Annotated in this window: 21 protein-coding genes and 1 pseudogene; 8 read left to right on the forward strand and 14 right to left on the reverse strand. The window is 71.1% G+C overall.

Annotated elements, in window-relative coordinates:
• Positions 1 to 120 precede the first annotated feature (120 nt).
• Positions 121 to 2,361, forward strand: a complete 2,241-nt coding sequence (locus tag ACWGIC_RS03040) for an ATP-binding protein (protein ID WP_452074222.1) — start codon at positions 121 to 123, stop codon at positions 2,359 to 2,361.
• A 169-nt stretch (positions 2,362 to 2,530) separates the two neighbouring features.
• Here the strand turns inward: ACWGIC_RS03040 and ACWGIC_RS03045 are convergent.
• Positions 2,531 to 2,917: pseudogene (locus ACWGIC_RS03045) on the reverse strand (enoyl-CoA hydratase/isomerase family protein); the annotation flags it as partial.
• Between the two features lie 152 nt (positions 2,918 to 3,069).
• On the opposite strand from ACWGIC_RS03045, the gene ACWGIC_RS03050 reads away from it, so the two are divergent.
• Entirely contained in the window at positions 3,070 to 3,924 is an 855-nt protein-coding gene (locus tag ACWGIC_RS03050) for an NAD(P)H-binding protein (RefSeq protein WP_452074223.1), read from the forward strand.
• 82 nt (positions 3,925 to 4,006) lie between these two features.
• Complete coding sequence (locus ACWGIC_RS03055; protein WP_452074224.1) at positions 4,007 to 4,831, forward strand: transglutaminase-like domain-containing protein; 825 nt, start codon at positions 4,007 to 4,009, stop codon at positions 4,829 to 4,831.
• Positions 4,832 to 4,952: 121 nt separating this feature from the next.
• Here the strand turns inward: ACWGIC_RS03055 and ACWGIC_RS03060 are convergent, their stop codons facing one another.
• The 11 genes from ACWGIC_RS03060 to ACWGIC_RS03110 form a co-directional block, all read right to left on the reverse strand.
• The gene (locus ACWGIC_RS03060; protein WP_452074225.1) at positions 4,953 to 5,366 is read right to left on the reverse strand and encodes a hypothetical protein; all 414 of its coding nucleotides are present in this window, start codon (positions 5,364 to 5,366) and stop codon (positions 4,953 to 4,955) included.
• A 159-nt stretch (positions 5,367 to 5,525) separates the two neighbouring features.
• Entirely contained in the window at positions 5,526 to 6,122 is a 597-nt protein-coding gene (locus ACWGIC_RS03065) for a bifunctional DNA primase/polymerase (RefSeq protein ID WP_452074226.1), read from the reverse strand.
• Positions 6,123 to 6,372: 250 nt separating this feature from the next.
• Positions 6,373 to 7,254, reverse strand: coding sequence for a YncE family protein (locus ACWGIC_RS03070; protein ID WP_452074227.1), 882 nt, complete (start codon positions 7,252 to 7,254; stop codon positions 6,373 to 6,375).
• Entirely contained in the window at positions 7,251 to 8,999 is a 1,749-nt protein-coding gene (locus tag ACWGIC_RS03075; RefSeq protein WP_452074228.1) for an ABC transporter ATP-binding protein, read from the reverse strand. The genes ACWGIC_RS03070 and ACWGIC_RS03075 overlap by 4 nt, the downstream gene beginning before the upstream one ends.
• Before the next feature lie 20 nt (positions 9,000 to 9,019).
• Entirely contained in the window at positions 9,020 to 10,204 is a 1,185-nt protein-coding gene (locus tag ACWGIC_RS03080) for a cytochrome P450 (protein ID WP_452074229.1), read from the reverse strand.
• A complete protein-coding gene (locus tag ACWGIC_RS03085; protein WP_452074230.1) occupies positions 10,201 to 10,620 on the reverse strand; it encodes a lasso peptide biosynthesis B2 protein in 420 nt (139 codons plus the stop codon). The genes ACWGIC_RS03080 and ACWGIC_RS03085 overlap by 4 nt, the downstream gene beginning before the upstream one ends.
• Positions 10,617 to 10,883: a lasso peptide biosynthesis PqqD family chaperone gene (locus ACWGIC_RS03090; RefSeq protein ID WP_452074231.1), complete on the reverse strand. Its 267-nt coding sequence runs from the start codon at positions 10,881 to 10,883 to the stop codon at positions 10,617 to 10,619. Before ACWGIC_RS03090 ends, ACWGIC_RS03085 begins: the two co-directional genes overlap by 4 nt.
• Entirely contained in the window at positions 10,864 to 12,705 is a 1,842-nt protein-coding gene (locus ACWGIC_RS03095; RefSeq protein WP_452074232.1) for an asparagine synthase-related protein, read from the reverse strand. The genes ACWGIC_RS03090 and ACWGIC_RS03095 overlap by 20 nt, the downstream gene beginning before the upstream one ends.
• Positions 12,706 to 12,971: 266 nt before the next feature.
• Positions 12,972 to 13,082 carry a lasso RiPP family leader peptide-containing protein gene (locus tag ACWGIC_RS03100; protein ID WP_452074233.1) on the reverse strand — a complete coding sequence of 37 codons (111 nt, stop codon included), beginning with the start codon at positions 13,080 to 13,082 and terminating at the stop codon, positions 12,972 to 12,974.
• A gap of 65 nt (positions 13,083 to 13,147) precedes the next feature.
• The gene (locus tag ACWGIC_RS03105) at positions 13,148 to 13,684 is read right to left on the reverse strand and encodes a hypothetical protein (RefSeq protein WP_452074234.1); all 537 of its coding nucleotides are present in this window, start codon (positions 13,682 to 13,684) and stop codon (positions 13,148 to 13,150) included.
• Positions 13,681 to 14,229: a MauE/DoxX family redox-associated membrane protein gene (locus ACWGIC_RS03110; RefSeq protein ID WP_452074235.1), complete on the reverse strand. Its 549-nt coding sequence runs from the start codon at positions 14,227 to 14,229 to the stop codon at positions 13,681 to 13,683. Before ACWGIC_RS03110 ends, ACWGIC_RS03105 begins: the two co-directional genes overlap by 4 nt.
• 255 nt (positions 14,230 to 14,484) lie before the next feature.
• Between ACWGIC_RS03110 and ACWGIC_RS03115 the strand changes: the two genes are divergently transcribed.
• On the forward strand, positions 14,485 to 16,827 hold the full coding sequence (locus tag ACWGIC_RS03115) for an ATP-binding protein (protein ID WP_452074236.1): 2,343 nt from the start codon (positions 14,485 to 14,487) through the stop codon (positions 16,825 to 16,827).
• A 268-nt stretch (positions 16,828 to 17,095) separates the two neighbouring features.
• On the opposite strand, the gene ribB is transcribed toward ACWGIC_RS03115, so the two are convergent.
• Both ribB and ACWGIC_RS03125 read right to left on the reverse strand, forming a co-directional pair.
• The gene (gene ribB, locus ACWGIC_RS03120; protein WP_452074237.1) at positions 17,096 to 18,319 is read right to left on the reverse strand and encodes a 3,4-dihydroxy-2-butanone-4-phosphate synthase; all 1,224 of its coding nucleotides are present in this window, start codon (positions 18,317 to 18,319) and stop codon (positions 17,096 to 17,098) included.
• 38 nt (positions 18,320 to 18,357) lie between these two features.
• A complete protein-coding gene (locus ACWGIC_RS03125) occupies positions 18,358 to 18,879 on the reverse strand; it encodes a MarR family winged helix-turn-helix transcriptional regulator (RefSeq protein WP_452074238.1) in 522 nt (173 codons plus the stop codon).
• A gap of 78 nt (positions 18,880 to 18,957) precedes the next feature.
• Between ACWGIC_RS03125 and ACWGIC_RS03130 the strand changes: the two genes are divergently transcribed.
• Genes ACWGIC_RS03130 through ACWGIC_RS03145 form a run of 4 tightly spaced genes read left to right on the forward strand, consistent with a single transcriptional unit; the run spans position 18,958 to position 22,138 of the window.
• Positions 18,958 to 19,434: a flavin reductase family protein gene (locus tag ACWGIC_RS03130; protein WP_452074239.1), complete on the forward strand. Its 477-nt coding sequence runs from the start codon at positions 18,958 to 18,960 to the stop codon at positions 19,432 to 19,434.
• A gap of 43 nt (positions 19,435 to 19,477) precedes the next feature.
• The gene (locus ACWGIC_RS03135; RefSeq protein WP_452074240.1) at positions 19,478 to 20,779 is read left to right on the forward strand and encodes an MFS transporter; all 1,302 of its coding nucleotides are present in this window, start codon (positions 19,478 to 19,480) and stop codon (positions 20,777 to 20,779) included.
• On the forward strand, positions 20,776 to 21,765 hold the full coding sequence (locus tag ACWGIC_RS03140) for an Ldh family oxidoreductase (RefSeq protein WP_452074241.1): 990 nt from the start codon (positions 20,776 to 20,778) through the stop codon (positions 21,763 to 21,765). The genes ACWGIC_RS03135 and ACWGIC_RS03140 overlap by 4 nt, the downstream gene beginning before the upstream one ends.
• On the forward strand, positions 21,758 to 22,138 hold the full coding sequence (locus tag ACWGIC_RS03145; protein ID WP_452074242.1) for a hotdog domain-containing protein: 381 nt from the start codon (positions 21,758 to 21,760) through the stop codon (positions 22,136 to 22,138). The genes ACWGIC_RS03140 and ACWGIC_RS03145 overlap by 8 nt, the downstream gene beginning before the upstream one ends.
• Positions 22,139 to 22,141: the final 3 nt, after the last annotated feature.

Below are 22,141 nucleotides of genomic sequence, written 5' to 3' on the forward strand. Positions count from 1 at the left end.
CTCGTCCCGGAACACTTGCGGCGGACGACGCGTACTCGAAGTCTCGTCCGCCGCTAAGATGGGAAACAGTGCATCGACCGGCCACCTGTGACCGGTGCCGGGTTCCGGGGGGAGCAGCACGTGCCGGAGAAAGCCGACGTCGTGGCCGCGCTGCGCGCGTTTCGGCTCCGGGCCGGGCTGACGCAGGAGGAACTCGCCGAGCGCTCGGGGATTTCGGTCTCCACCATCCGCGGGCTGGAAACCGGCAAGCGCCGCAATCCGCAGCTGACCTCGGTCCGGCGATTGGCCCAGGTCCTCGGCCTGGATCCGGCGGAACGCGAGCAGCTTCTCGACCCGGCGCCGGTGCCCGGTCCGCGGGTGCTGCCGCGGCAGCTGCCCGCCGCGCCGGAGCAGTTCACCGGCCGCGACGCGGAGCTGGCGGAGATGGATTTCGTGCTGAGCCGCGGCAGCCGGATGTCGGTGGTCGTGCTGTGCGGGGCGGGTGGGATCGGCAAGACCGCGCTGGCGCTGCGCTGGGCGGGCGCCCGCCGCGACCAATTCCCCGACGGCCAGCTCTACCGGGACCTGCACGGCTTCGACCCCAGCGCGGCTCCCTCCGAACCGGGTGCCGTGCTCAGCGGATTCCTCGAAGCGCTCGGGGTCGACCTGCGGGCCATCCCCCACCACCTGGACTCGCAAACCGTGCTGTTCCGCAGTCTTCTGGCGGATCGCCGGATGCTGCTCGTGCTGGACAACGTCCGCGACGCGGCGCAGGTGCTTCCCCTGCTCCCGGACGGCGCGGGCAGCCTGGTGCTGATCACCAGCAGGCACCGCCTCACCGGTCTCGCGGTGGCCCGGGAGGCGCGGCTGATCACCGTTCAGCCGCTCGACGAGGCGACGGCCGGCGTGATGGTGCGCGACCGGATCGGGCCGGAACGAGCCGACGCCGAACCGGCGGCGGTGCGGGAGATCGTCCGGCAGTGCGCGGGCCTCCCGCTCGCGCTGTCGATCGTGACCGCCCGCGCGCACGTCGTCCCGCATTTCCCGATCGCCGTGCTGGCCAAGGAACTGCGGGACCGGGAAACCCTGCTCGACGGGCTGGTCACCGGCGACCAGCTGACCGATCTGCGCGCGGTTTTCGGTTCCTCAGTGTCAGCCTTGCCCGCCGATTCAGCGGACCTCTTCGCCTTGCTGAGCCCGGCGCCGCTGGACGACGCCTCGATTCCGGCCGCCGCCGCACTGGCCGGCTGGCCGCCGCCCCGGACCGTCGCCGCCATGAACGCGCTGGAAGCCGCGCACCTGGTGGTTTCCTCGACTCCCGGCCGCTACCGGATGCACGATCTGGTCCGGTTGTACGGCACCGAATACGCCGGGACCCTCCGCGTCGCCGGCGGGCGAGCCGCGGCAGATCGCCGTCTGGTGGACCATTTCCTGCACAGCGCGTACGCGGGCGAGCGCTTGTTCACCCCGCATCTCCCCGCGCTCGCCCTGGACGCCTGCGTTCCGGACGCCCGCCCGCAGACCTTCCCGGACGCGGCAGCGGCGGCCGAATGGTTCGAGACCGAACGGCACAACCTGCTTGCCTTGCAGCAATTCGCCGCCGAGCAGGAATCCTGGCTGCCGGTGTTCGGGATCGCCCGGCTGCTCTTCCCGTTCCACGAACTGCGCGGCCGTTTCGCCGACGAAGCGCGAACCTGGCGGCTGGCCCTGACCGCCGCCGAGCGTCTGGGCGACCCGGCACACGAGGCACAAGCCCTGCGCAGGCTCGGCCGCGCTTCCGCGCACCTCGGCAAACCGGAAGAGGCCCTGCGCGACCTCGAACGAGCCCGGGCGATCTCCGAGGCTCGCGGGGACACGCACGGCCTGGCCATGGCCCATTACGTGCTCGGCTGGACGCGGCACCAACTCGGCGACGCCAGTCTGGTCCGCCCGCACGCCGAACAAGCCGCCGCCCTCTTCACCGAACTGGGCAATCCGGCCTGGCGCGCCCGGTCGCTCACCCTGATCGGCTGGGCCCGCGCCCAAGCGGGCGAATTCGCCCCGGCCAGGGAGGCTTGCGAGCACGCGCTGGCGCGGTTCCGCGCGCAGGGAGACGTCGCAGGGCAAGCGGAGAACCTCGGCGTCCTGAGCTACATCGCCTTCCATACCGGGAACTTCGAGGAGTCGGCCGGGTATTGCCGCGAAACCGTGGAACTCTGCCAGCTTCTCGGCAACGCCTACCTGGAAGCGGAGATGTGGGACCACCTGGGCCGCAGCTACCGTGCACTGGGCGATGTGCGCGGTGCGCGGCGCAGCTGGAGACATTCGCTGGCGATGCTGGAAGCCCAGCACCGCAAGGAACCGGCGGCTGCTGTCCGGGCCTTCCTCAGCGCTCTCGCCTGAACGCGGGGCTCGCGGCTGAGCACGGCAGTCATGCTTCGAGCGTCCTGCCGTGGTCCCCAGGCACTAACAACCGAACCGGAGCAGCCGCGCCCGTCTCGGCCAACCCAGCAGAGCACAACGAAACCAGCCCTGGTCCCGCACCGGACCAGGGCTGGGCAGCAATCCCCAGTCAGCGCCCGGAGAACCGGGCCTTCCCCGGCCCCTCAGCCAGGAACGACTTCACCGCGCCCCGCAGGTCCTCGGTGTCGTACAGCTCCGCGGCGATCCCCGTGACGTGCTCGTTCGCCTCCGGGACCCCGCCGTGCTCGAAATGGGCCAGGATCCGCTTCGTCGCGGCGTGCGCCTGCGTCGGGCCTTCCGCGAGCTGACGGGTGAACTCCCGGGCGGCGTCGTCGAACCCTTCGTCCGGCAGAACCCGGTTGACCACGTTCCACCGCTCCAAGGTCGCCGCGTCGAACAGCTCTCCGGTGAAAACGAACTCCTTCGCACGAGCCACACCCGCCCGCGCCGCCAAACGCTGAGTGCCACCCATCGTCGGCGTGAGCCCGACGACCTTGTACTTCACGACCATGGGCGGCTATCTCACCGACCGTCCGTGAGCAGCACGCCTCGGTGTCGAACGGATCACTGAACCGGATTCGACGCCGAGGCCTGGCCCGACTCGAAGTTAGGCTAGCCTTGCCTATCTTACACAGCTAGCCTGACGGCATGAGCAATGTTCTGGTGATGGGCGCGACCGGCAAGGCGGGCCGTCACGTGGTCGTCCGGCTGCGGGAGCTGGGCTGCCCCGTGCGGCCGGTTTCCCGGTCCAGTCCCCTTCGCTTCGACTGGGCGGACCGCGCCACCTGGCAGCCAGTCCTGACCGGGGTCGACACGGTGTACCTCAACGTGTGGGGCGTGGTCGGCGCAGCGGATCCGGCGGAGTTCACGGAACTGGCGGTGCGCTCGGGAGTCCGGCGGATCGTGGCGCTGTCCGGACGCGGCGACGACGGCGAGAACTACCTGCTGAACACCCCGTACGGCCCGTGGGCGCAAGCAGTGGCCGACGGCGAGCGGGCTGCTCGCGAGAGCGGCGCGGAATGGACGATCGTGCGGCCGTGCTGGTTCGCGCAGACCTTCGAGGAAGACCCGAAACTGTCCGAACTGCACGAGGGCGAACTGGCGATCCCCGTCGGCGACGGCACCGTGCCGTTCGTGGACGCCGTCGACATCGCCGCGGTCGCGGTGGCCGCGCTCACCGAGAACGGGCACCAGGAAGAGATCTACGAGCTGTCCGGACCGCGACCGCTGACGTTCGCCGACGCGGTGACTGAGATCGCCAAGGCGACCGGCAGGGATATCAAGCAGATTCCGGTTGAGCTGCCCGAGTATGTGCACCGCCTGATCGACCGGGGCTACGACCGGAAGTCGGCGGAAATGCAGGCGGGCCCGTTCGAATGGCTGCATCGCGGGGGAACCGGCTTCCTCAGCGATGGAGTGCGACGCGCCACCGGACGGGAACCGACGGATTTCGCCGACTACGCCCGGCGCGCGGCGGCGACTGGCGTGTGGTCGGCGCGGTGAGGCGCGACGACGGTAATCGCAGCCGCACGCGGGATTCCGCGAAAGCCGGACGACAGTTCCGGCCACCGCCTAGGATCGGCCCGTGGCAGACGTCCTCGACTACACCTCCCCTGGGCCGTTTACCAGTCTCGACGGCGTAGATCCGCTCGCACTCGAGTCGACCGCCGATGATCCGCGCGGAATCTGCCTGCCCGTAGGCGAACTGGTCGTCCAGCCCGCCGACGCGCAGGCGTTGAACCTGCCCGCGGACCGGTTCGGCGAGAACCAGATCCGTCCGGCAGGCTCGCTGGTCAAGCGGTTGCTCGAACTGGACCCGGCACCGCTGGCCACTGCCCGCGAACCAGCCAAGCGCGTGGTCGGGACCTGCCGGCACTTCGCCGTGCTGAGTTGCGCTCTGCTGCGCTACCGCGGAATCGCCGCGCGCGTCCGCTGCGGCTTCGCCACCTACTTCCAGCCAGGACAAGGTGTCGACCACTGGATCACCGAGTACTGGGACAACAGCGACGCGCGCTGGATCCGCCTCGACCCGGAGATCCTGGGCCAGACCGTGGTGCCCAGCCCGCATGACCTGCGCCCCGGCGAATTCCTCACCGGCGGCGAGGCATGGACTGCCTACCGGCGCGGCGAAATCGACGCTTCCCAGTTCGGCGTCCACGGCACCGAAAACTGGGGCCCGGCCGAGATCCGCGGCAACGCCGTGAAGGATCTCGCCGCGCTGAACAAGATCGAAACCCTTCCGTGGGACGAATGGGGCCGCATGACCGAGGCCTACGAAGGCAAAACCGGCGCGGACTACGACGTCCTGCTCGACGAACTCGCCGACGTGTGCGCCGCCGACGATCCCGCGGCCGTGCAGGCACTTTACGCACACAAGGAGCTGCGGGTGCCGGAGAATCTGATTCGCTGACACCGCGCCTGGCTGGCTGGGGAGAGCGGACAGGCCGTTCTCCCCAGCCGTCGGCAGGCAGGAGGCACACTTCACGGCGGCCCGTGCTGAGCAATTCTCGAAGCCCAGCACTGACGCGCTTCTAGTGCACCGCGTAAACGCAGTGCCGCGCGACCCACCCTTTATGCTGGCTGGACGTGGCCACGGGGATCCAGTCGCGGTATTTGGGCGTGGTACTCGAGCAACGGTATTCGCTGCCGTTGGTACCGGCGCCGCAGCCAGCCGTCTGGTTCCAGCACCAGGCCTTATGTCCCTTCGCGACCGTCTCCAGCACAGCGCTGTTCACGCTGTGGTCGGCACGGATCTTGAAGGAGCCCAGCCTGCCCGTGACATACCAGTGTGCCGCGGGATCGCTCGGGGCTCCCGCTGACGTGTAGCCGACGATCAGCTCCGAGCCGGCAGCGCTGGCCTGTGCCGGCGCGGCCGCCATCAAGCTGCCGCCGATGACCGCGGCCGCCGCCGTTGCCGTGACGACGAACCGATTCCGGGGTTTCATCTGCGCGATCCTTTCGTTCGGGGACGCAACTCGCGGACGCTGGTCCTGCTCCCCGTTGGCGGCAGAACCGGCGCAGGCACCACGATGACGTCCCGCCCGGGGGAAAACCTGGCGAGAAACCTTGAACCCCCAGGTGAACGCGGTGCCGACGACCGGGAATCACCGGGATTCGCCGGACAGTCCGGCGAGCCTGCCCAGAATCTCGGCGCCGTCGCCCAGCGTGTCCCGGTCCGCCGGGGAGATCCGCCACCACACGACCCCCGCGACGACCCGGCTCGGAGGAAGAGCGACAAGGACTCCCGGCGCGAGGACCTCGACGCCGGGCCCCGCCTCGGAACTCCCGCACGTTCCGGGCTCGACGAAGAACAACGCTCCCTGCGGCGACAACGCCACCGGACCGAGCGGATCGCCGTCGTCGAACGCGGCGAGCGCACGCCAGCCGAGAAACGTCGGAGTGCGGATGACGTCGAAGCGGCAGCCGACCGGCGAGAGAATCGCCTGCCGGTGCACAGACCACCACTCCGCGATGACGCGGCGGTCGACGGTCGCGCCGGAGCGCGGCACCGTCGGCTCGCGAGGACCGAGCGGCTCGCACGTGACCGGATGCCAGGTCGTCAGCCCGTCGCAGACCGGGCCCGGCAGCACCGGCCAGCCCCATGCGGCGTAGTGCTCGGCCGCCGCGCGCAAAGTGCGCACCCCGGCCCCGTGGTCTCCCATCAGGCAGCGCGAACGGCTGCCGCGAGCAACAACGGTCATCGCGAGAGTTCCTTTCAAGGGACAATTCCCGTCCGCGCTGCCCGGGAGACCGGAGTCTCGGTGGACTGGACGAACGAGCGGGATCGGCCGCCGGGGTGCCGCCCGACAACGATGCGGCCGGGGCACTGCCCAAACCAGCCAGAAAACCGCCGACGAACCGGTAGCAAACCGGCAGTCCGCCGCGGCGCACGAGATCGGTCTCCTCGCGAGAAAGAAGTGCGGACCCCAGGAAAAGCGCTCTTTCTTCCGATCACCCCGGCACAACGGCGATCCCGCCGGGACTGCGCACCGCGACCGTCGCGAGGACGGCACCGCTCACCGCGTCGACGACGGATACCTCGTGGCTGTGCCGGTTGCTGACGTAGATCCGGCGGGCGTCCGGCGACACCGCGACGCTTTCCGGGCAGTGGCCGACCGGCGTCCTCCGCACGACCTGCCCGGTGACCGGATCGAGCACGACGACGCTGTCGGAGTAGTACTGCGTCACGTAGAGCAGATCCCGGTCCCGCGCGGCCGAAATCCCGTACGGTCCCCGTTCGACCGGAATCGTCCCTACGACGGTGTGGCCGGCCGGATCGATGATCGTCACCGCGCTGTCGTCGCCGGTGCTCGTCACGTACACCCGGTCGCCGCGGTGACCAAAGGCTACGCCGTTCGGCTGACGGTCGACCTCCAGCCGGGCCACGACTTCGTTCACCCGCGCGTCGATCACGCAGACGTCGTGGCTTTCGTAGTTGGTCACGTAAACCAGCGAGCCGTCCGGCGACACCGCTGTCGAGGCGGGATTCGATCCGACGGGAACGGCGCAGACGACTCGTTCGCCGCGCAGGTCGACCACGGAGACGTCGTGACCCGCGTAGTTGCTGACGTAGGCCCGTTCGCCGTCGGGAGAAATGGCTATGCCGCCGGGATTGCTGCCGACGGGGATCTCCCCCACGACGGCGTCTTTCGCCGTGTCGATGACCGACACCGTGTTGCCGTTGAAGTTCGTGACGTACGCGCGGTCGCCGTCCGGCCCCAGCGCCATCGCGAACGGTCTTGCGCCGACCTCGATTTCGTCCAGGAGCTCAGCTCCGGCTCCGATGACCGACACGGCGCCGGTGTCCATCCCTGCCACGTAAAAGCGGTTCACGGCCGTGCTCCTTCCCCGGTGGCGATCAGCTGTCCCGCGGCCAGTTCCCGGTACAGCTCGTCGGATTCGACCAGCCCGCGATGGGTCCCGACGGCCCGGATCCGGCCGGCGTCCAGCACGACGATCCGGTCGGAGTTGACCACCGTCGACAGCCGGTGCGCGACCACGACCACGGTGGTGCCGTCCGAGATGTCCTCGACCGCTTCCCGCAGCGCCGCCTCGTTCGCGGCGTCGAGTTGCGAGGTGATCTCGTCGAGCAGCAGCAGCCGCGGCCGGCGGAGCAGCGCCCGGGCGATCGCCACTCGCTGCCGCTGCCCGCCGGAAAGCGTGGTGCCGCGGTGGCCGACGGCGGTGTCGAGGCCGTCGGGCAGCTGATCGAGAAGGGTCGTCAGCCGGGCCTGGCGCAACACCGCGCGGATCTGCTCGTCGGTGGCCGACGGCGCGCCGTAGCGAAGGTTGTCCCGCAGCGAGCCGGCCAGCACCGGGGCGTCCTGCTCCACGTAGCCGATAGCGGCCCGCAGCTCGTCCAGCGGCCACTGCAGGACATCCCGCCCGTCCACCGCGACTCGGCCGCGCTCTGCTTCGTAGAAGCGTTGCAGCAAGGCGAAAAACGTGCTCTTGCCCGATCCCGACGGCCCCACGATCGCGGTCATGCCGCCGGCGGGCACCTCGACCGTCACGTCGTGCAGGACCGGCGTCTCCGGCAGGTAGCCGAAGGTCACGCCGGAGAAGGAGACCGCGGCCGGCCGGTGGTCGGCGCCCGGCGCCACGTCATCGCGGGCGGCGGGTTCTCGGGGCATCGCCGCGACCTCGGTCAGGCGCCGGACCGCGGCCAGCCCGGCCTGCCATTGCGCGACTGACGACACGACCTGGCCAATCGGTCCCGAGAGGTACGTCAGGCACAGCAGGAACGCGATAAGCGAGGACAGCGTCAGCGCCCCGGCTCCGACCCGGGCGGCGCCGATGCCGAGCACCGCGATGAAGGTGACCTGGGTGGACAGCGTTCCGGCGACGCCGACCACTGCCTGAAGCCGGGCCACCCGCACACCGTGCCGCCACGCGTCGCCGGAAGCGTCGACGGCGCGGGCCAGCTCACCGCCTTCAGCACCGTTCGCCTTGACGGTCCTGAAGGCGCCTAACGCCCGTTCCGCGACCGCGGCCAGCCGTCCGATCGCCTCCTGCATCCGCTGGTTGGCGGCGGCGAGCCGCGGCATAGTCGCCGCGTACGCCAGACAGGACACCAGGGTCACCCCGGCGGTCACGCCGAGCAGCACCAAGTCGGTCGAGGCCAGCAGCACGATCGCACCGGCACCCATCACCACGCCGGTGACCACGTTGACGACGGCGTTCGCCGCGACCGACCGCAGGAGGGTCGCGTCGGAGGTGAGCCTCGACATCAGGTCGCCGGGCTGGAGGCGGTCCATCGCACCCGCCCGCAGGCGCAGGATCCACCCGCTGAGCTGGTCGCGGACGCGGCGCACGACGTTCTCGCCGGTGCGTTCGAGCAGATAACGGCTCGCGGCGGTGAGCACGGCGCCCACGACGGCCGCGCCGGCCAGCACAAGCGCCGGGCCGAGCAGCCCACGCTGCCCGAGCAGTGCGTCGACCACCACCTTCGCCGCGAGCGGCAGCACGAGACCGCTCGCCCCGCCCAGCAGGCCCAGCACGCCGCCGGCCAGCACTGTCCGCCATTGCGGGCGGAGATGGGCCAGCAAGTGCCGCCACGGCTTCTTGTCGTCCGTCATTTCGGTTCCCTCCGCGAGATTCACCAGGCGACCGGCAGCCGGGTCACGCCCTGCAGCGACAACGCCGGCTTGACCGGGAGCCCGTCGGCGGGCCTGGCGAGCCGCAGCGTGGGCAGCCGGGAGAACAGGCTCGTGAGCGCGACCTCGAGTTCGGTACGGGCGAGCAGGTGGCCGAGGCATTGATGCACGCCGTGGCCGAACGCGAGGTGCCGGTTCGGCCGGCGCCGGAGGTCGAGGCGGCCGGCGCCGGCGATCGACTGGCAGTCCCGGTTCGCCGCGGCGAGCAGCACGACGATCCCGTCGCCTGCCTTGACGCTGCGGCCCCCGATCTCGACGTCCGCGGTCGCGACCCGGCAGAGAGGATCCGCGACCGTCGCGTACCTCAGCAGTTCGTCGACGGCCGCCGCCGGGTCCGCGTGCAGGCGCGCGGCTTCCCCGGGATGGCTGAGCAGCGCGAGAACCGAGAGGGCAAGAGTGTTCGCGGTGGTTTCGTGCCCGGCGACGATCAGCATGAAGACCATGTCCAGCGCCTGCCGCTCGGTCAGCGCGCCCGCCGCCACCTGCTGGGCGAGTCCGCTGAGCAGGTCGTCGGCCGGGGCGGTCGTTTTTTCCCGCAGCAGTTGCTCGAGGTTCCCGCGCAGTACGGAGAACGAGGTGCCGATCTGGTCGATGTCGTGCATCGGCCAGGTCATGTTCGCCGCGAAGAACTCGCGGTCGGCGGCCGGGACGCCGAACACCTCGCACAGCGTGAGCGCCGGCAGCGGGACTGCCAGCCCCGCCATGAGATCGGCTTCCGGGCCGTTCGCGACCACAGCGTCGAGCAGTGTGTCCACAGTGGACTGAATGTGCGGGCGAAGCGCCCGGATCCGGCGCACGCTGAAGTACGGGATGACCATGCGACGCAGGCGCGCGTGCTGCGGGTCGTCCATTTCCACGAACGTCAGCGCTCCCCTCCGCAGCTCGGGGTCCGGCCGGGGCGCGCCCGGCGGCAGCGAAAGCTCGGGATGACGCGGGTTCAGGACGTCGGAGGAGACCGCCGGATGCGCCAGCAGCGTCCGTGCCTGCTCGTACCCGGTGACCGCCCACACCGGGCTGCCGTCGCGCAGCCGGGCCCGGGCCAGCGGTCCCTCCGCCCGCAGGGCCGCGTAGCCCTCGGGCGGCTGGAAGGGGCAGGCCCGGGGCATCGGCAGCTCCGCGGGGCTCATGCCGGAACCCGCAGCAGCGACCGGTGGTAGCCGGGCGGGCTCGGCTCGTCGACCTCGCGGCCCTCGGCGACCACCCACGCGTGCGCGCCGAAAGGCGGCAGCACCCGGACCCCGACGCACCAGGTGGGCCAGCAGCCGCGGGTCCGGCACAGCAGCGCCGTGGCGATCGACCGCCGCAGACAGCCCTTCGGAGCGGCACAGGCCAGGCTCGTGTTCGTGACCACCGCTCGCGCATAGCTCGCCTCCCGGTAGGTCGCGGGCCGGGCCCCCTTGCTGGCTCGCGCGAGCACGGCGGTGATCCGCTTCGGCGGCTGCCGGGCCAGAATCGCCGCCGCGGCCGCCGCGGCGCGGGCAGCGAGACGGTCGCGGAGGCGGAAAGCCGCCGGAGCCATCGCCATCGTCGGGTCGTAGCTCATGTCCGCTCCCCCGCGACCAGGATGCGCCCGTCCAGCAGCTGGACGATCATGTCGTGGACATCCCGTTCGGCGTCCTCCCGGAGCACCGTGAACTCGCTCGCGAGCCGGTCCACCGCCGGGCCGAGGTCCTCCGAAGCCAGCGCCGCCCGCAGCACGATCGCGCCGGTGGGATTCAGGTTCCAGTACTGGCCGCTCTCCTGGTTCAGCAGAGCGATGCCGTACTCCGTTTCCGCCATCGAGATGTCAGGCGCCAAGCGGTACATCAGTGACCTCCTTGCTGCTGCGCAGCCAGGCTTCGCAGCACAGCGTCGGTTCGATCCGGTGTTGCGCGACCACGACGTCGACGGGGCCGCGGCAGGCGGCCAGGAACCGGTCGGCGTCGATCAGCCCGAGCCGGCCGAGCACGCTGTCTTCCGCCAGCGCGACAAGCTGGTCGCGGTGTTCCCTGCTGCCCAGCACGGCGCTCGCCGCCGTTTCAGCCTTCGTGGTGCGGCGCAGCGTCGCCTCCGGCACGACGCCCCGCATGGCGTCGGCCAGCAGCGGTTTGTACCGGCCCGGGTCGTACCGGTCGGCGGCGCGCGCCGACAACGCCACCTCCAGCACCCGGTCGTCGAAGAACGGCGCGGCGAGGGTGACGCCCAGTCCGGCGGCGAGTTGCTGGAAACCCCGGGCGGCCTGGCTGCCCAGGTGGATCGACGCGAGGGCGTGATGCGTGCCGGGATCCGCTGCGAGGGCGGGCTCGGCGGTGGCGGACCGGCGGATCTCCGCTACCGCCATCCGCAGCGCGTCCTGGCTGGCCCACACCGGCAGCGTCGGGCGCATGTCCCAGCTGAGCAGAGGCTCGCTGACGCCGGCGCCGTTCCGGTCGAGTTCGTCCGCGACCGAGCGCAGCCAAGCGGGATAACTGCGGCCCGCGACCAGTTCCGGGACGATTCGCCGCCACGGCCAGCGGTGCCGTGCCGCCGCCGAGCGCAGAAGCCGCGCGCCGCGCACCGGATGCCGCCTCGCCACCGAACGCAGGAGGGTCGGCATGGCCGTGCACATCTCGTCGCCGCCGAGCCCGGTGAGGTGCATCCGCGACGTGTGCGCGGCACCGCGGCCGACGATGCACCGGATCCGGCTTCTGTTGTGCAGAGACAAAAACGGGTCGTCGAACAGCACGTCCGTCGCCAGCATGTTGTCGTACACCAAGGGGCTTTCCTCGGCGCTGATGAGTTCGTGCCGGAGGCGGTGCCCGTCCGCGCGGAGTGCGGCGACCGTGCGCCCGGCCCACTGGACGTCGTCGTCCATGGGATCGGGCTGGGCCGAGGTGATCGCCAGCACGTCGGCACCGCCGCGCACCGCGAGTGCGCACAGCGACGTCGAATCGAGGCCGCTCAAGTGGGAAACCACGCGGCTGCCAGCCGGTGCGCGCACCGCGACCGCTTCGGTGAGGGCCGTTCGCAACGCGGCCACGCTTTCCTCGTGCGGGCGGTCCGCCGACGGTGGCCGCCACCAGCGCCGTTCGGTGGCGCTGTCCTGCCGGTCCAGCACGACGCAGTCACCAGGGCGGACCGCGGCCACTTCGCGCCAGGGCGAGGACCAGCCCAGCGGCCACGGCAAGGCGGGGAACAACAGACGGGCGGCGATCCGCGCGGGCTCCAATTCGGATCCGGTCAGCGCGGCGAGCACGATCGCGCGGTCGCTCGCCACGCTGACGCCGTCGACCACAGCACGGTATACGCGGCGGATGCCCGATGCCGTGCCCTGCACGCGGACCGCGCCGTCCACCGAGGCGAAGATGAACACGCTCCCGGCGGTCCGGGCGTGAACGGTGTCCACGTCGGCGATCGTGCGCACCTTCGCGGCGTGTTCGGACAGGGTCGTCGCGGTGACCGCGTGCTCACCGCAGACCGCGAGCGCGGTCGTCCCGGACCGGCCGGTCGCCAGCTGCCCCGGCGGCCAGTTCCCGACCAGCCACGGCCGGCCGGACGGGTGGCCGATTTCGCTGGCCCCGCCGAACTTGTCCCGCAGGGTGCGGGCGACCGCCAAGCCGCCTTCGGTGTCCGGCAGAACCACGAACCAAGTGGCCAACGTGGGTGACAACGGAGAATTCCTTCCAGTCGGGAGCCGTGGCAGGCGACAAAGGCTCGCCTCGATCGCCTGCCACGTGCTTCACGCGATTACCTCGGCCGTTCGATTACCGGCCGCCGGATCAGTCCCAGCCGCAGCCGATCCACTCCCAGCGGCATCCGCAGCTGGTGCTGGTGGTCAGGGTCTGGAATCCGCCGACCAGCATCACCGTGGGCTTTTCGTACGCCTTCATCGCTCTCCTCCTCTCACCGGAACAAGGTGCAGGCCGTCACGACCGGTCAGCACCAGCCGCAGTCGCCGATCCACTCCCACCGGCAGCCGCGCGCGCCGTTGGTCAGGCTGTGGAATTCGCCGACCAGCGTCATGGTCGGCGGTTCGTATGCCTTCATCGCTTTCCTCCTTTCCGTTGCTCGCCCCCGTCCTCCCCGCGAATTCCGTTGCGGGGCAAGCTGAATCAGCGGATCCGGGCACGGCCTCGGCGCTCGCGGACCAGCGTGGCGAACCGTCCGAAGGTGCCGTCCCGGCCGAGGTCGTGCTGCGCGACGACCTGTCCGCCGGAGATCTCGATAGCCAGCGGCGTGACGGCGTCCAGCGCCCGCAGGATCTCCCCGGCCTCGGGATCCCGGATCACCTTGACGCCCGTCTCGGCCAGCACCTGCTCGACCGGGTCGGCGCCGTCGCCACCGGTCACCAGGAACACGGTCCGGTCGACGGCGATTTCGGCGGGCTTGATCAACCTCGCTTGGTGCAGCGAGGGTTCGTCCCCGGCGGTGAACGCGGCCGCGCTCAGCTCCGTCCCCATCCCGAGCCGCTTGAACGCGGCCGCGACCGCCGCCGGCAGCGGGCCGTTGAGGTAGCGCCGGGGTGTCTCCTCGCCCTCGCTGTCGGCGGCCCGCTCCTCCCGCGCGCTGACGACGGTGAACAACACCGACACCAGCACGGTCAGCAGCAACAGCCACAACGCCAGCGCGCTGAGCAGCACAGTGGTCATGCTCGGCTCACCTTCTTGCCGACCGCGAACATGCGCCCGAGGACGCGCACGGCCAATGGGAACCCGAGCGCGATCGCGGCAAGCCCGACCGCAGCGGGCACGGCGGCGGGCACCGGAACGGACACCACGAGCGGGCCGACACCGCCGATGACAGCCGCGACCGCCATCGCCGCACCGCGCACCGGGACCACCACCCACGACAGCCGGGCCTGTCCGAACAAGCAGCCACACGCGAAGCGATCACCGCGCAGCAAGGCCGGCACGGAAATGGCGACGAAACCGAGCGACAGCAAGCCCGCCGCAATGCATCCCAGCGCAGCAAAGGGCGGCGGGGACAGCAGGAAAACCGCGGTGCCTGCCTCAGCGACACCCAAAAAGTAAGCGAAGGTCCGGTTGGGTTTGCGGAAAAGGCGGTAGCGGACCATCGCGGTGGCGATCGCGTCCGGGCCGCTCAGCTTGCTCAGCCCGCCGAGCGCGAACAACGCCGCCAAGGCGATCCGCGCCGCCAGCACGCCCACGCCGGGCAGCGGTTCGAGACTTTCCATGTCGTTCCGAGTCCTTTCCCTGCCGTGTCAGCCGTTCTCGGGCTGCCAACGGTGCCGGGAGCCGGGGCGAGGACGCTATGGGCGTGGGACGGCCGGAGACGGAGGGACGCGCTGGCCTGGCCGGATCGACGCGGCCGTCCCACGCCGGTGGGACGGCGAAGGACCGTTTCGGCGGCGAATTCGGCAAATGGCCCCGCGCGGAGCAGACCGTGGCATTCTGGTCGTGGGGATGGACGAAGTTCCATGGGGGGACAAATGCCGGAAAACGATTCGGGCCGCGATTTCGCCGCCTTGCTCGAAGCGTTGAAAGTTCGGTCGGGGCGCAGCTACCACGCGCTGGCGGGCCGCCTCGACCTCAGCCAGTCGACGATTCACCGGTATTGCACCGGCCGGAAGCTGCCGCCGGATCCGCGCGTCGTGACGCGGCTGGCCCGGGTGTGCGGCGCGAGCGAGGCCGAGTCCCGGACGCTCGTCCGCGCCTGGCGCCTGGCGGACGCGGTCCGGTGCGGCCCGGCCGCCGCCGGGAGGAGCTCGGAGCGCGTCCCGATCGCCGCACCGCGCAACGACCTTCCGCGCGACGTCAGCGATTTCGTTGCCCGGCAGGATGAACTGCACTGGCTGCTCGACGACCTCGCGTCCGAGGGCCCGGCACAGGTGAAGGCGATCGACGGCATGGCAGGCGTGGGCAAGACCACGCTCGCCGTGCACGCCGCGCACCGGCTGGCCAGCCGTTATCCGGACGGCCAGCTGTTCCTCGATCTGCGCGGCCATACGGCCGGCGTGGCGCCGATGAGCGTCGCGGACGCGTTGGCGGCGCTGCTGCGGGCAGCCGAGGTGCCGGACGAGTCGATCCCCTCGCCGGTGGAACAGCGGGTTTCGCTCTGGCGGTCCGCTCTGTCCGGACGGCGCGCACTGGTCGTGCTCGACAACGCCGCCAGCACTGAGCAGGTGACACCGCTGCTGCCCGGCGAGCGCAGCTGCCTCACCCTGATCACGAGCCGCGGCAGGCTGACCGATCTCGACGCCGTCGGCACGCTCACTCTCGACGTGCTGGCGACCGACGACGCCCTGGACCTGTTCGACCGGGTCGTCGGCCCGGCCGGGACCCGCTGCGACCGCCGCGCGGCGGCGGAAACCGTCCAGCTATGCGGCCGCCTCCCGCTGGCGATCCGGATCGCGGCCGCACGCCTGCGGCACCATCCGGCGTGGACCATCGACCGGCTGAACCGCGGCCTGCGCACCGAGCACCACCGGCTGTCGGAACTGCGTTCGGGAGGGCGCAGCGTGCAGGCGGCGTTCGCGCTGTCGTACGGCAAACTGACCCCGCGGCAGCGGCGCATGTTCCGGCTGGTCGGCCTGCACCCCGGAGCCGAGATCGACGCGGCGGGGGCCGCCGAACTGGCCGACGTGCGGCTGGAGCAGGCGGAGCATCTGCTGGAGAAGCTCGTCGACGCGCACATGCTGCACCAGATCGGCGCCGACCGCTACCGGTACCACGATCTCGTGCGGGACCATTCCCGTTCCCTGGCCTGGACCCGCGAGCCGGAGCGGGAGGCCGCCGTCCGCAGGCTGCTCGACCACCTCCTCCGCGCAGCCGACCGCGCCGCGACACTGCTGGAGCCGAGCAGACGGCCGGAAAGACTCGCGCTGGCCCGCGAGCCCAGGTACGCCCCCGCCTTCAGCGACCGGCAGGACGCCCTCGACTGGCTGGACCTCGAGCGGACGACTCTCGTAGCCGCGGTCGAACTCGCGCAGCGATCCGGCCTCGACCGGCACTGCTGGCAGCTCGCGCGGGCACTGTGGCATTTCTTCCTGTTGCGAGGCCACATCGAGGACTGGCTGCACACCCACTCGCTCGCGCTCGCGGCCGCGCGCCGCACTGGCGACCGCCAGGCCGAGGCAGAAACCTTGAAGAACCTCGGTGCCGCGACGTGGCTGAGCGGCGACGCCGAGGCCGCCATCGCGCAACAGGAACAGGCGCTGACGATCGACCGTGCGCTCGACGACCCGTACGGCGAAGCGAAAACCTTGTCCCATCTGGGATTCATCCACAACCGGATGGGCGAACACCAGCGCGCCGTGGAACGGTTCAGCCGTTCCGTGCTGCTCTACCGGCAGCTGGACGACCCGACCGGAACCGGTCGCAGCCTCGCCGGCCAGGGCGACTCGATGCGCCAGCTGGGCGAACGAGCGGCCGCGTCGCCGCTGCTCGCGGAAGCACTGTCGATCAGCTCCGACTGCCACGACAGCTGGGGCGAAACCCTCGCGAGTGCGGCACTGGGCTTCATCCGCCTCGACGAAGGCCGCGCAGACCAGGCCCGCCGCTGCTTCGAAAGGGCGCTGTCGCTCAGCCGCCAGACCGGAGACCGGTGGAACGAGGCATTCTCCGGCACCGGCCTGGGAGCCGCGCTCCTCGCCAGCGGCGAAAGGGAATGCGCCAAGCGGTGCTTCGAGCAGGCCCTGGTGGTGAGCCGCCAGCACGGTGACCGCAGGAGCGAACGCCTGGCCGAGGAGGGGCTCCGTGCTTGCCGGGTGTGGGCGGACGGCAGGGGGGTTTCCGGGAGTGCGCCGGAGGTTCGCAGCTTGCACGCCTTGTAGGGTCCGGGGCTTTCCGCAGGGGGCATGCCGGTTTTGGGTCGATTCTGGTCGCGGGCGGGATGCTGGCGGCGCTTTGCGTGGGCGATCCGGCATTCTCGACGCCCGGGTGCTGAGCGAGTACGTCCAGCCAGCGTGCCCTTGGCGTCCCCGGCTCCGGCTCCGGCTCCGGCTCCGGCTCCGGCTCCGGCTCCGGCTCCGGCTCCGGCTCCGGCCAAGCGAACTGGGCACAGGGTTCTGTCAACGAGAACCGCCGGAATCCGCTGGCACACTACCGCCGGGAGCTCTCGCGTTCGGCGAAGAGATGCCCCATGCGTTGCTGTTTCGCTGCCAGGTAACGAAGATTCTCCGACGCAGCACCCACCGTCAGCGGAAGCCTCCGCAGGACGGAAACCCCGCCCGCTTCCAAATCCCGGATCTTCGCGGGATTGTTGGTCAGGACCTGTGTCCGCACCACCCCAAGATCCCGCAGAATGGCCGCAGCAGCCCCGTATTCTCGTGCGTCGGCCGGTTCGCCCAGGCGGAGGTTGGCGTCCACTGTGTCCAGTCCGCGGTCCTGAAGCTCGTACGCCGCCAGCTTTTTCGCCAGTCCGATACCCCGGCCTTCGTGCCCGCGCAGGTACACCAGCACCCCGCCGTCACGGCTGATCCGGGCGAGGGCGGCGTCCAGTTGCGGGCCGCAGTCGCAGCGGGTCGAGGCCAGGGATTCACCGGTCAGGCATTCGGAGTGCACGCGTACGGTCGCCTCGTCGCCCGGTTCGCCGCAGATGAGCGCGACATGGTCGGCGCCGGTGCGCAGGTCCAGATAGCCCATCGCGCGGAAGCGGCCGTACCGGGTCGGGAGTTCGGTTTCGGCGGTTCGCGCCACGCGCGGCTGTTCGTCGGCCGGGAGCGGATCCCGCAGCCGATAGGAGATGAGGTCCTCGATGCTCAGCGCGGGCAGGTCGAACCGGCGCGCGAGTTCCTTGACGCCGGGGCCGCGGAGCATCGATCCGTCGTCGGCCACCAGTTCCGCGATGGCCGCGACCGGCGGCACGCCTGCGAATCGGCACAGATCGACCGCCGCTTCGGTGTGGCCTGGTCGCTCCAGGACGCCGCCGGGTCGCGCGCGCAGCGGGAGGACGTGGCCGGGGCGGGTGAAATCCGCGGCGGCGGCCGCCGGGTCGGCCAGCAGGCGCAGGGTGCGGGCACGATCGGCGGCACTGATTCCGGTGGTCACGCCGGTTTTCGCGTCCACGGTCACGGTGTAGGCGGTGCCGCGCGCGTCCTCGTTGTGCTCCACCATCGGCGGCAGCCGGAGGTGCGCCGCGCGGTCCGGGGCCATCGGGGCGCACAGCAGTCCGGAGGTGTGCCGCACAGTCCACGCGACCCAGTGCGCCGACGCGGTGTGCGCGGCCAGCACCGCGTCGCCCTCGTTCTCTCGGTCGGCGGCGTCGGTGACGAGCACCGGCTTGCCCTCGCGCAGCGCGTCCAGCGCCATGGTCATTCGGTCCATGACACCAGTATAAGCATGCTTACGTTAAATGAGCATGCTTACTCATCGCCGCGCTCCATCTCGCGCAGCTCGCCTTCGACGACGAGGGCCGCCTGGCGCAGCTGACGGTCGGCGGCGACGATCTCGTCCCGGCCGAGAACCGACCCCAGGGTGTCGCTGATCCGGAGCACCTCGGCGTCCATCTCCTCAAGCGCGGCAAGACCGGCCTTGGTGACTTCGAGCGACAGGGCACGCTCGCTCTCCGGGTGCGCGCCGCGGGCGACGAATCCGCGCTTCTCCATCTGGGTCACGATGCGCGTCATCGTCTGCGGGCGGGCGTAGCACCGCCGGGACAACTGAGCCAGCGTCAGATGCGGCCGGTTGGCCAGGATTCGCAGCGCGGTGTAGCTCGACAGCGTCATGTTCCACCGCCGCAGCCGCGCGTTGCCGATCCGCGAGACCGCGCGCTCGAACCGGAACACGGCGTCGATCAGGGACGACGCCTCGTCCATGCCGGTCTCCGCGCGCGCGGGCGAGCGGCCGTCGTCGAACGGGTCTACGTAAGGCAAGGGATCGGTCACCCCCGCAGCGTAGAGCGCCGGGCACGGATGCGCGTCAGCATGCTTGCATTCGTATCCGCACGCTTATATGGTCTAAGCATGCTTACATCATCTCGATTCCGCTCCGCCTTGGGGAATTTCCCCAGCGGCGTCGTGGCGATCACCGGACGGGACGAGGACGGGCGGCCGGCGGGCCTGGCGGTTTCGTCGTTCACGTCGGTCTCGCTCGATCCGCCGCTGGTGGCTTTCCTGCCCGGCAAGACGTCCTCGACGTTCCCGGTGCTCGCCCGGCGCGGCACGTTCTGCGCCAACGTCCTGGCTGCCGGACAGGAAGACGTCTGCCGTGCGCTCGCGGTCTCCGGCGGGGACAAGTTCGCCGGCGTCGGCTGGCATCCCGGGCCGCACGGCGATCCCGTGCTCGACGGGGCCGTCGCCTGGATCGCCTGCACGATCGAGGCCGTGCACGACGCCGGCGACCACCACCTCGTCCTCGGCCGCGTCGACGACCTGGCCGCCGACACCACGGCGGAGCCGCTGCTGTTCTTCCGCAGCCAGTACCACCACCTCGCGGCCTGAGCCGCGCGCCCGCGTCAGCCCGACCTCAACGGAGAGGCACGTCATGACCACACCGGCAGAAGCGAGACGCACGACGCTCGCGGCCTCGATCGGCAACACCGTGGAGACCTACGACTACGCCGTCTACGGCTTCCTCTCCGCCGTGCTGGCGAAGGTGTTCTTCCCGGCCGCGAGCACCGGCGCGGGCCTGCTGTCGTCGTTCGCGGTGTTCGGCTCGGCATTCCTGGCGCGTCCTGCGGGGGCCTTGGTGTTCGGCCCGATCGCGGACCGGCACGGCCGCCGTCCCGCGCTCGTGGCGTCGCTGCTGCTGATGGCCGGCGGCAGCACGCTGATCGGACTGCTGCCGTCGACCGGGACGATCGGCGTCGCCGCGCCGATCCTGCTGGTGCTGTTGCGGTTCGCCCAAGGGCTGGCCGGCGGCGGCGAGTTCACCACGGCGATCATCTATGTCGCCGAGTTCGCCCCGCCGCACCGGCGCGGTGCGCTGTCGAGCCGCGTGCAGGTCGGCAGTCTTGCCGGATTCCTGCTGGGCGCGGTCGTCGTGCTGTCGCTGAGCGCCGCGCTGACTCCGGCGCAAATGCTCGGGTGGGGCTGGCGGGTGCCGTTCCTGCTGGCCTTTCCCATCGGCGGGATCGGCCTCTATCTGCGCAGCCGGTTCGGCGAGACGCCCGAGTTCCTCGACGCCCGCGCCCGGCCGTCCGCATCGGACCGATCGGCGGACCGGCAATGGTCCTCGGTGCTCCTGCTCGTCGGCGTGTCAGTGCTGCACATCGTCGGCATCTACATGGTCTACACCTACGTGCAGAGCTACCTCATCCAGCTGCGGCTGTCCCCCGTCGCGGCAACCGCGGTGATCGCGTTCGCGCTGCTCGTCGGGATCTTCCTCGTGCTCGCGGGCGGCCGGGCCGCGGACTGGCGAGGCCGTCCGAAAGTGCTGCTGGCGTCCTCGCTCACGGTGCTCGTGGTGAGCTACCCGTTGTTCGCCGCGCTGGCCAGCGCCCCTCCCCTGTGGCTGATCATCGTGTGCACGGTGGCGCTGTCGGCCGGCCCGGCGTTCTACTCGGGCGTCGCTCCGATCACCTACGTCCAGCTCATTCCCGTGCGGCGGCGCGGCAGCCTCGTCGGCATCTCCTACAACGTGACTGTCGGCATCCTCGGCGGTTCGGCGGTGTTCATCTGCCAGGCGCTGGTCGAGCTGACCGGCGACCGCCGCTCCCCCGCGTACCTGCTGCTGGCCGCAGCCGCCGCCAGCGCACTCGCCGCGTTCGCGCTCACCCGCCGCGCGGCCCGCACCCCCGCGGCTTCCCCGTCCGCCCTTCCCCTGACCGCGGAGTCCGGCTCATGACCACTTTGTCCCTGACCGACGCCCACCGCCTCGTCCTGGCCGCCATGACCCAGGCCGGGCACACCCCGGACGAGGCCGCCGTCATCGCCGAGCACCTGCTCGACTGCGAACTGCGCGGGCTGACGTTCGGCGGGCTCGCCCGCGCACTGTCCATTGTGGAGCGGATCCGCGCCGCGGCTGAGGCTCCGCAGCCGATCCGGGTCCTCGCGGAGACCCCGGTTTCGGCCGCCCTCGACGGCGGCGACCAGGTGGGTTACCTCGTCGGCATGCGGGCGCTGGACCTGGCGGCGGAGAAGGCCCGCGCGCACGGAATGGCCGTCGTCGGCGCCCGCAACACCTGGTACACCGGCATGTTTTCCTACTACCTGGAGAAGGCCGCCGCAGCCGGGCTCGCCGGGATGATCGCGGGCAGCGGGCCCGCTGTCGTCGCCCCGCAGGGCGGCACCGAAGGCAGGTTCGGCACCAACCCGATCGCGTTCGGATTCCCCGCTTCGCCGACGCCGGTCATCTGGGACATCGGCACCTCCGCGGTGATGTACGGCGACGTGGTGCTGAAAGCGCGGCTCGGCGAGCAACTCGAGGAGGGCCAGGCGTTCGACGCTTCCGGGGCGCCCACCCTCGACCCGGCAGCGGCCCTAGGCGGCGCGTTCGGCGTGTGGGGCGGGCACAAGGGTTCCGGGCTGGCCATGGTGGTGCAACTGCTCGGCATGATGAGCGGCGCGGCCGCGGCCCCGCCGGGCATCTCCGACTGCGGGTTCTTCGTGCTGCTGGTCGATCCGGCCACGCTCACCGACCCGGACGACTACCGCCGCCGCGTCAGCGAGTACGCCGCGTCGATCCGGGCGACCCGGCCCGTCGAAGGGGGCCCCGCCGTCCGCGTGCCGTTCGACCGGTCCGCCGCTTGCCGCGAAGAGGCGTTGCGGCGCGGCACGATCGACGTTCCGGACGCGGTGGTCGCGGCCCTGCGGAAGGCCGCGCATGAGTGACCGCGCGGACGACTTCCGGATCGGCCCGTCGCCGTCGGGACAGCTGCTGTGCGGCGGCTGCACCCCGGACGACCGGTGCCGCCTCGGCGTCGAGATCGCACACGCAGACGAAGCCGCGACGACGGTCGCCCTGCACCGGGAAGCCCGGCTGGTCACGAAATCGCTCCATATCTCCTACCACCGCCCGGTACCGGTCGAACGGCCGCTGACGGTGACGGCGCGGATCGACAGCCACGCGGGCCATCGCTGGGAGGTCTCCGCGCGGATGACCCTCGCCGGCGGCACCGTCGCATTGGCCTCCGCCAGCGCGGAACTCCGCACCCGGCGGCCTGATCACTTCGCCAGGCATCAGGCCTGGCTGGCACACGAATAAGGA

The sequence above is a fragment of the Amycolatopsis sp. NPDC054798 genome, assembly GCF_053611505.1.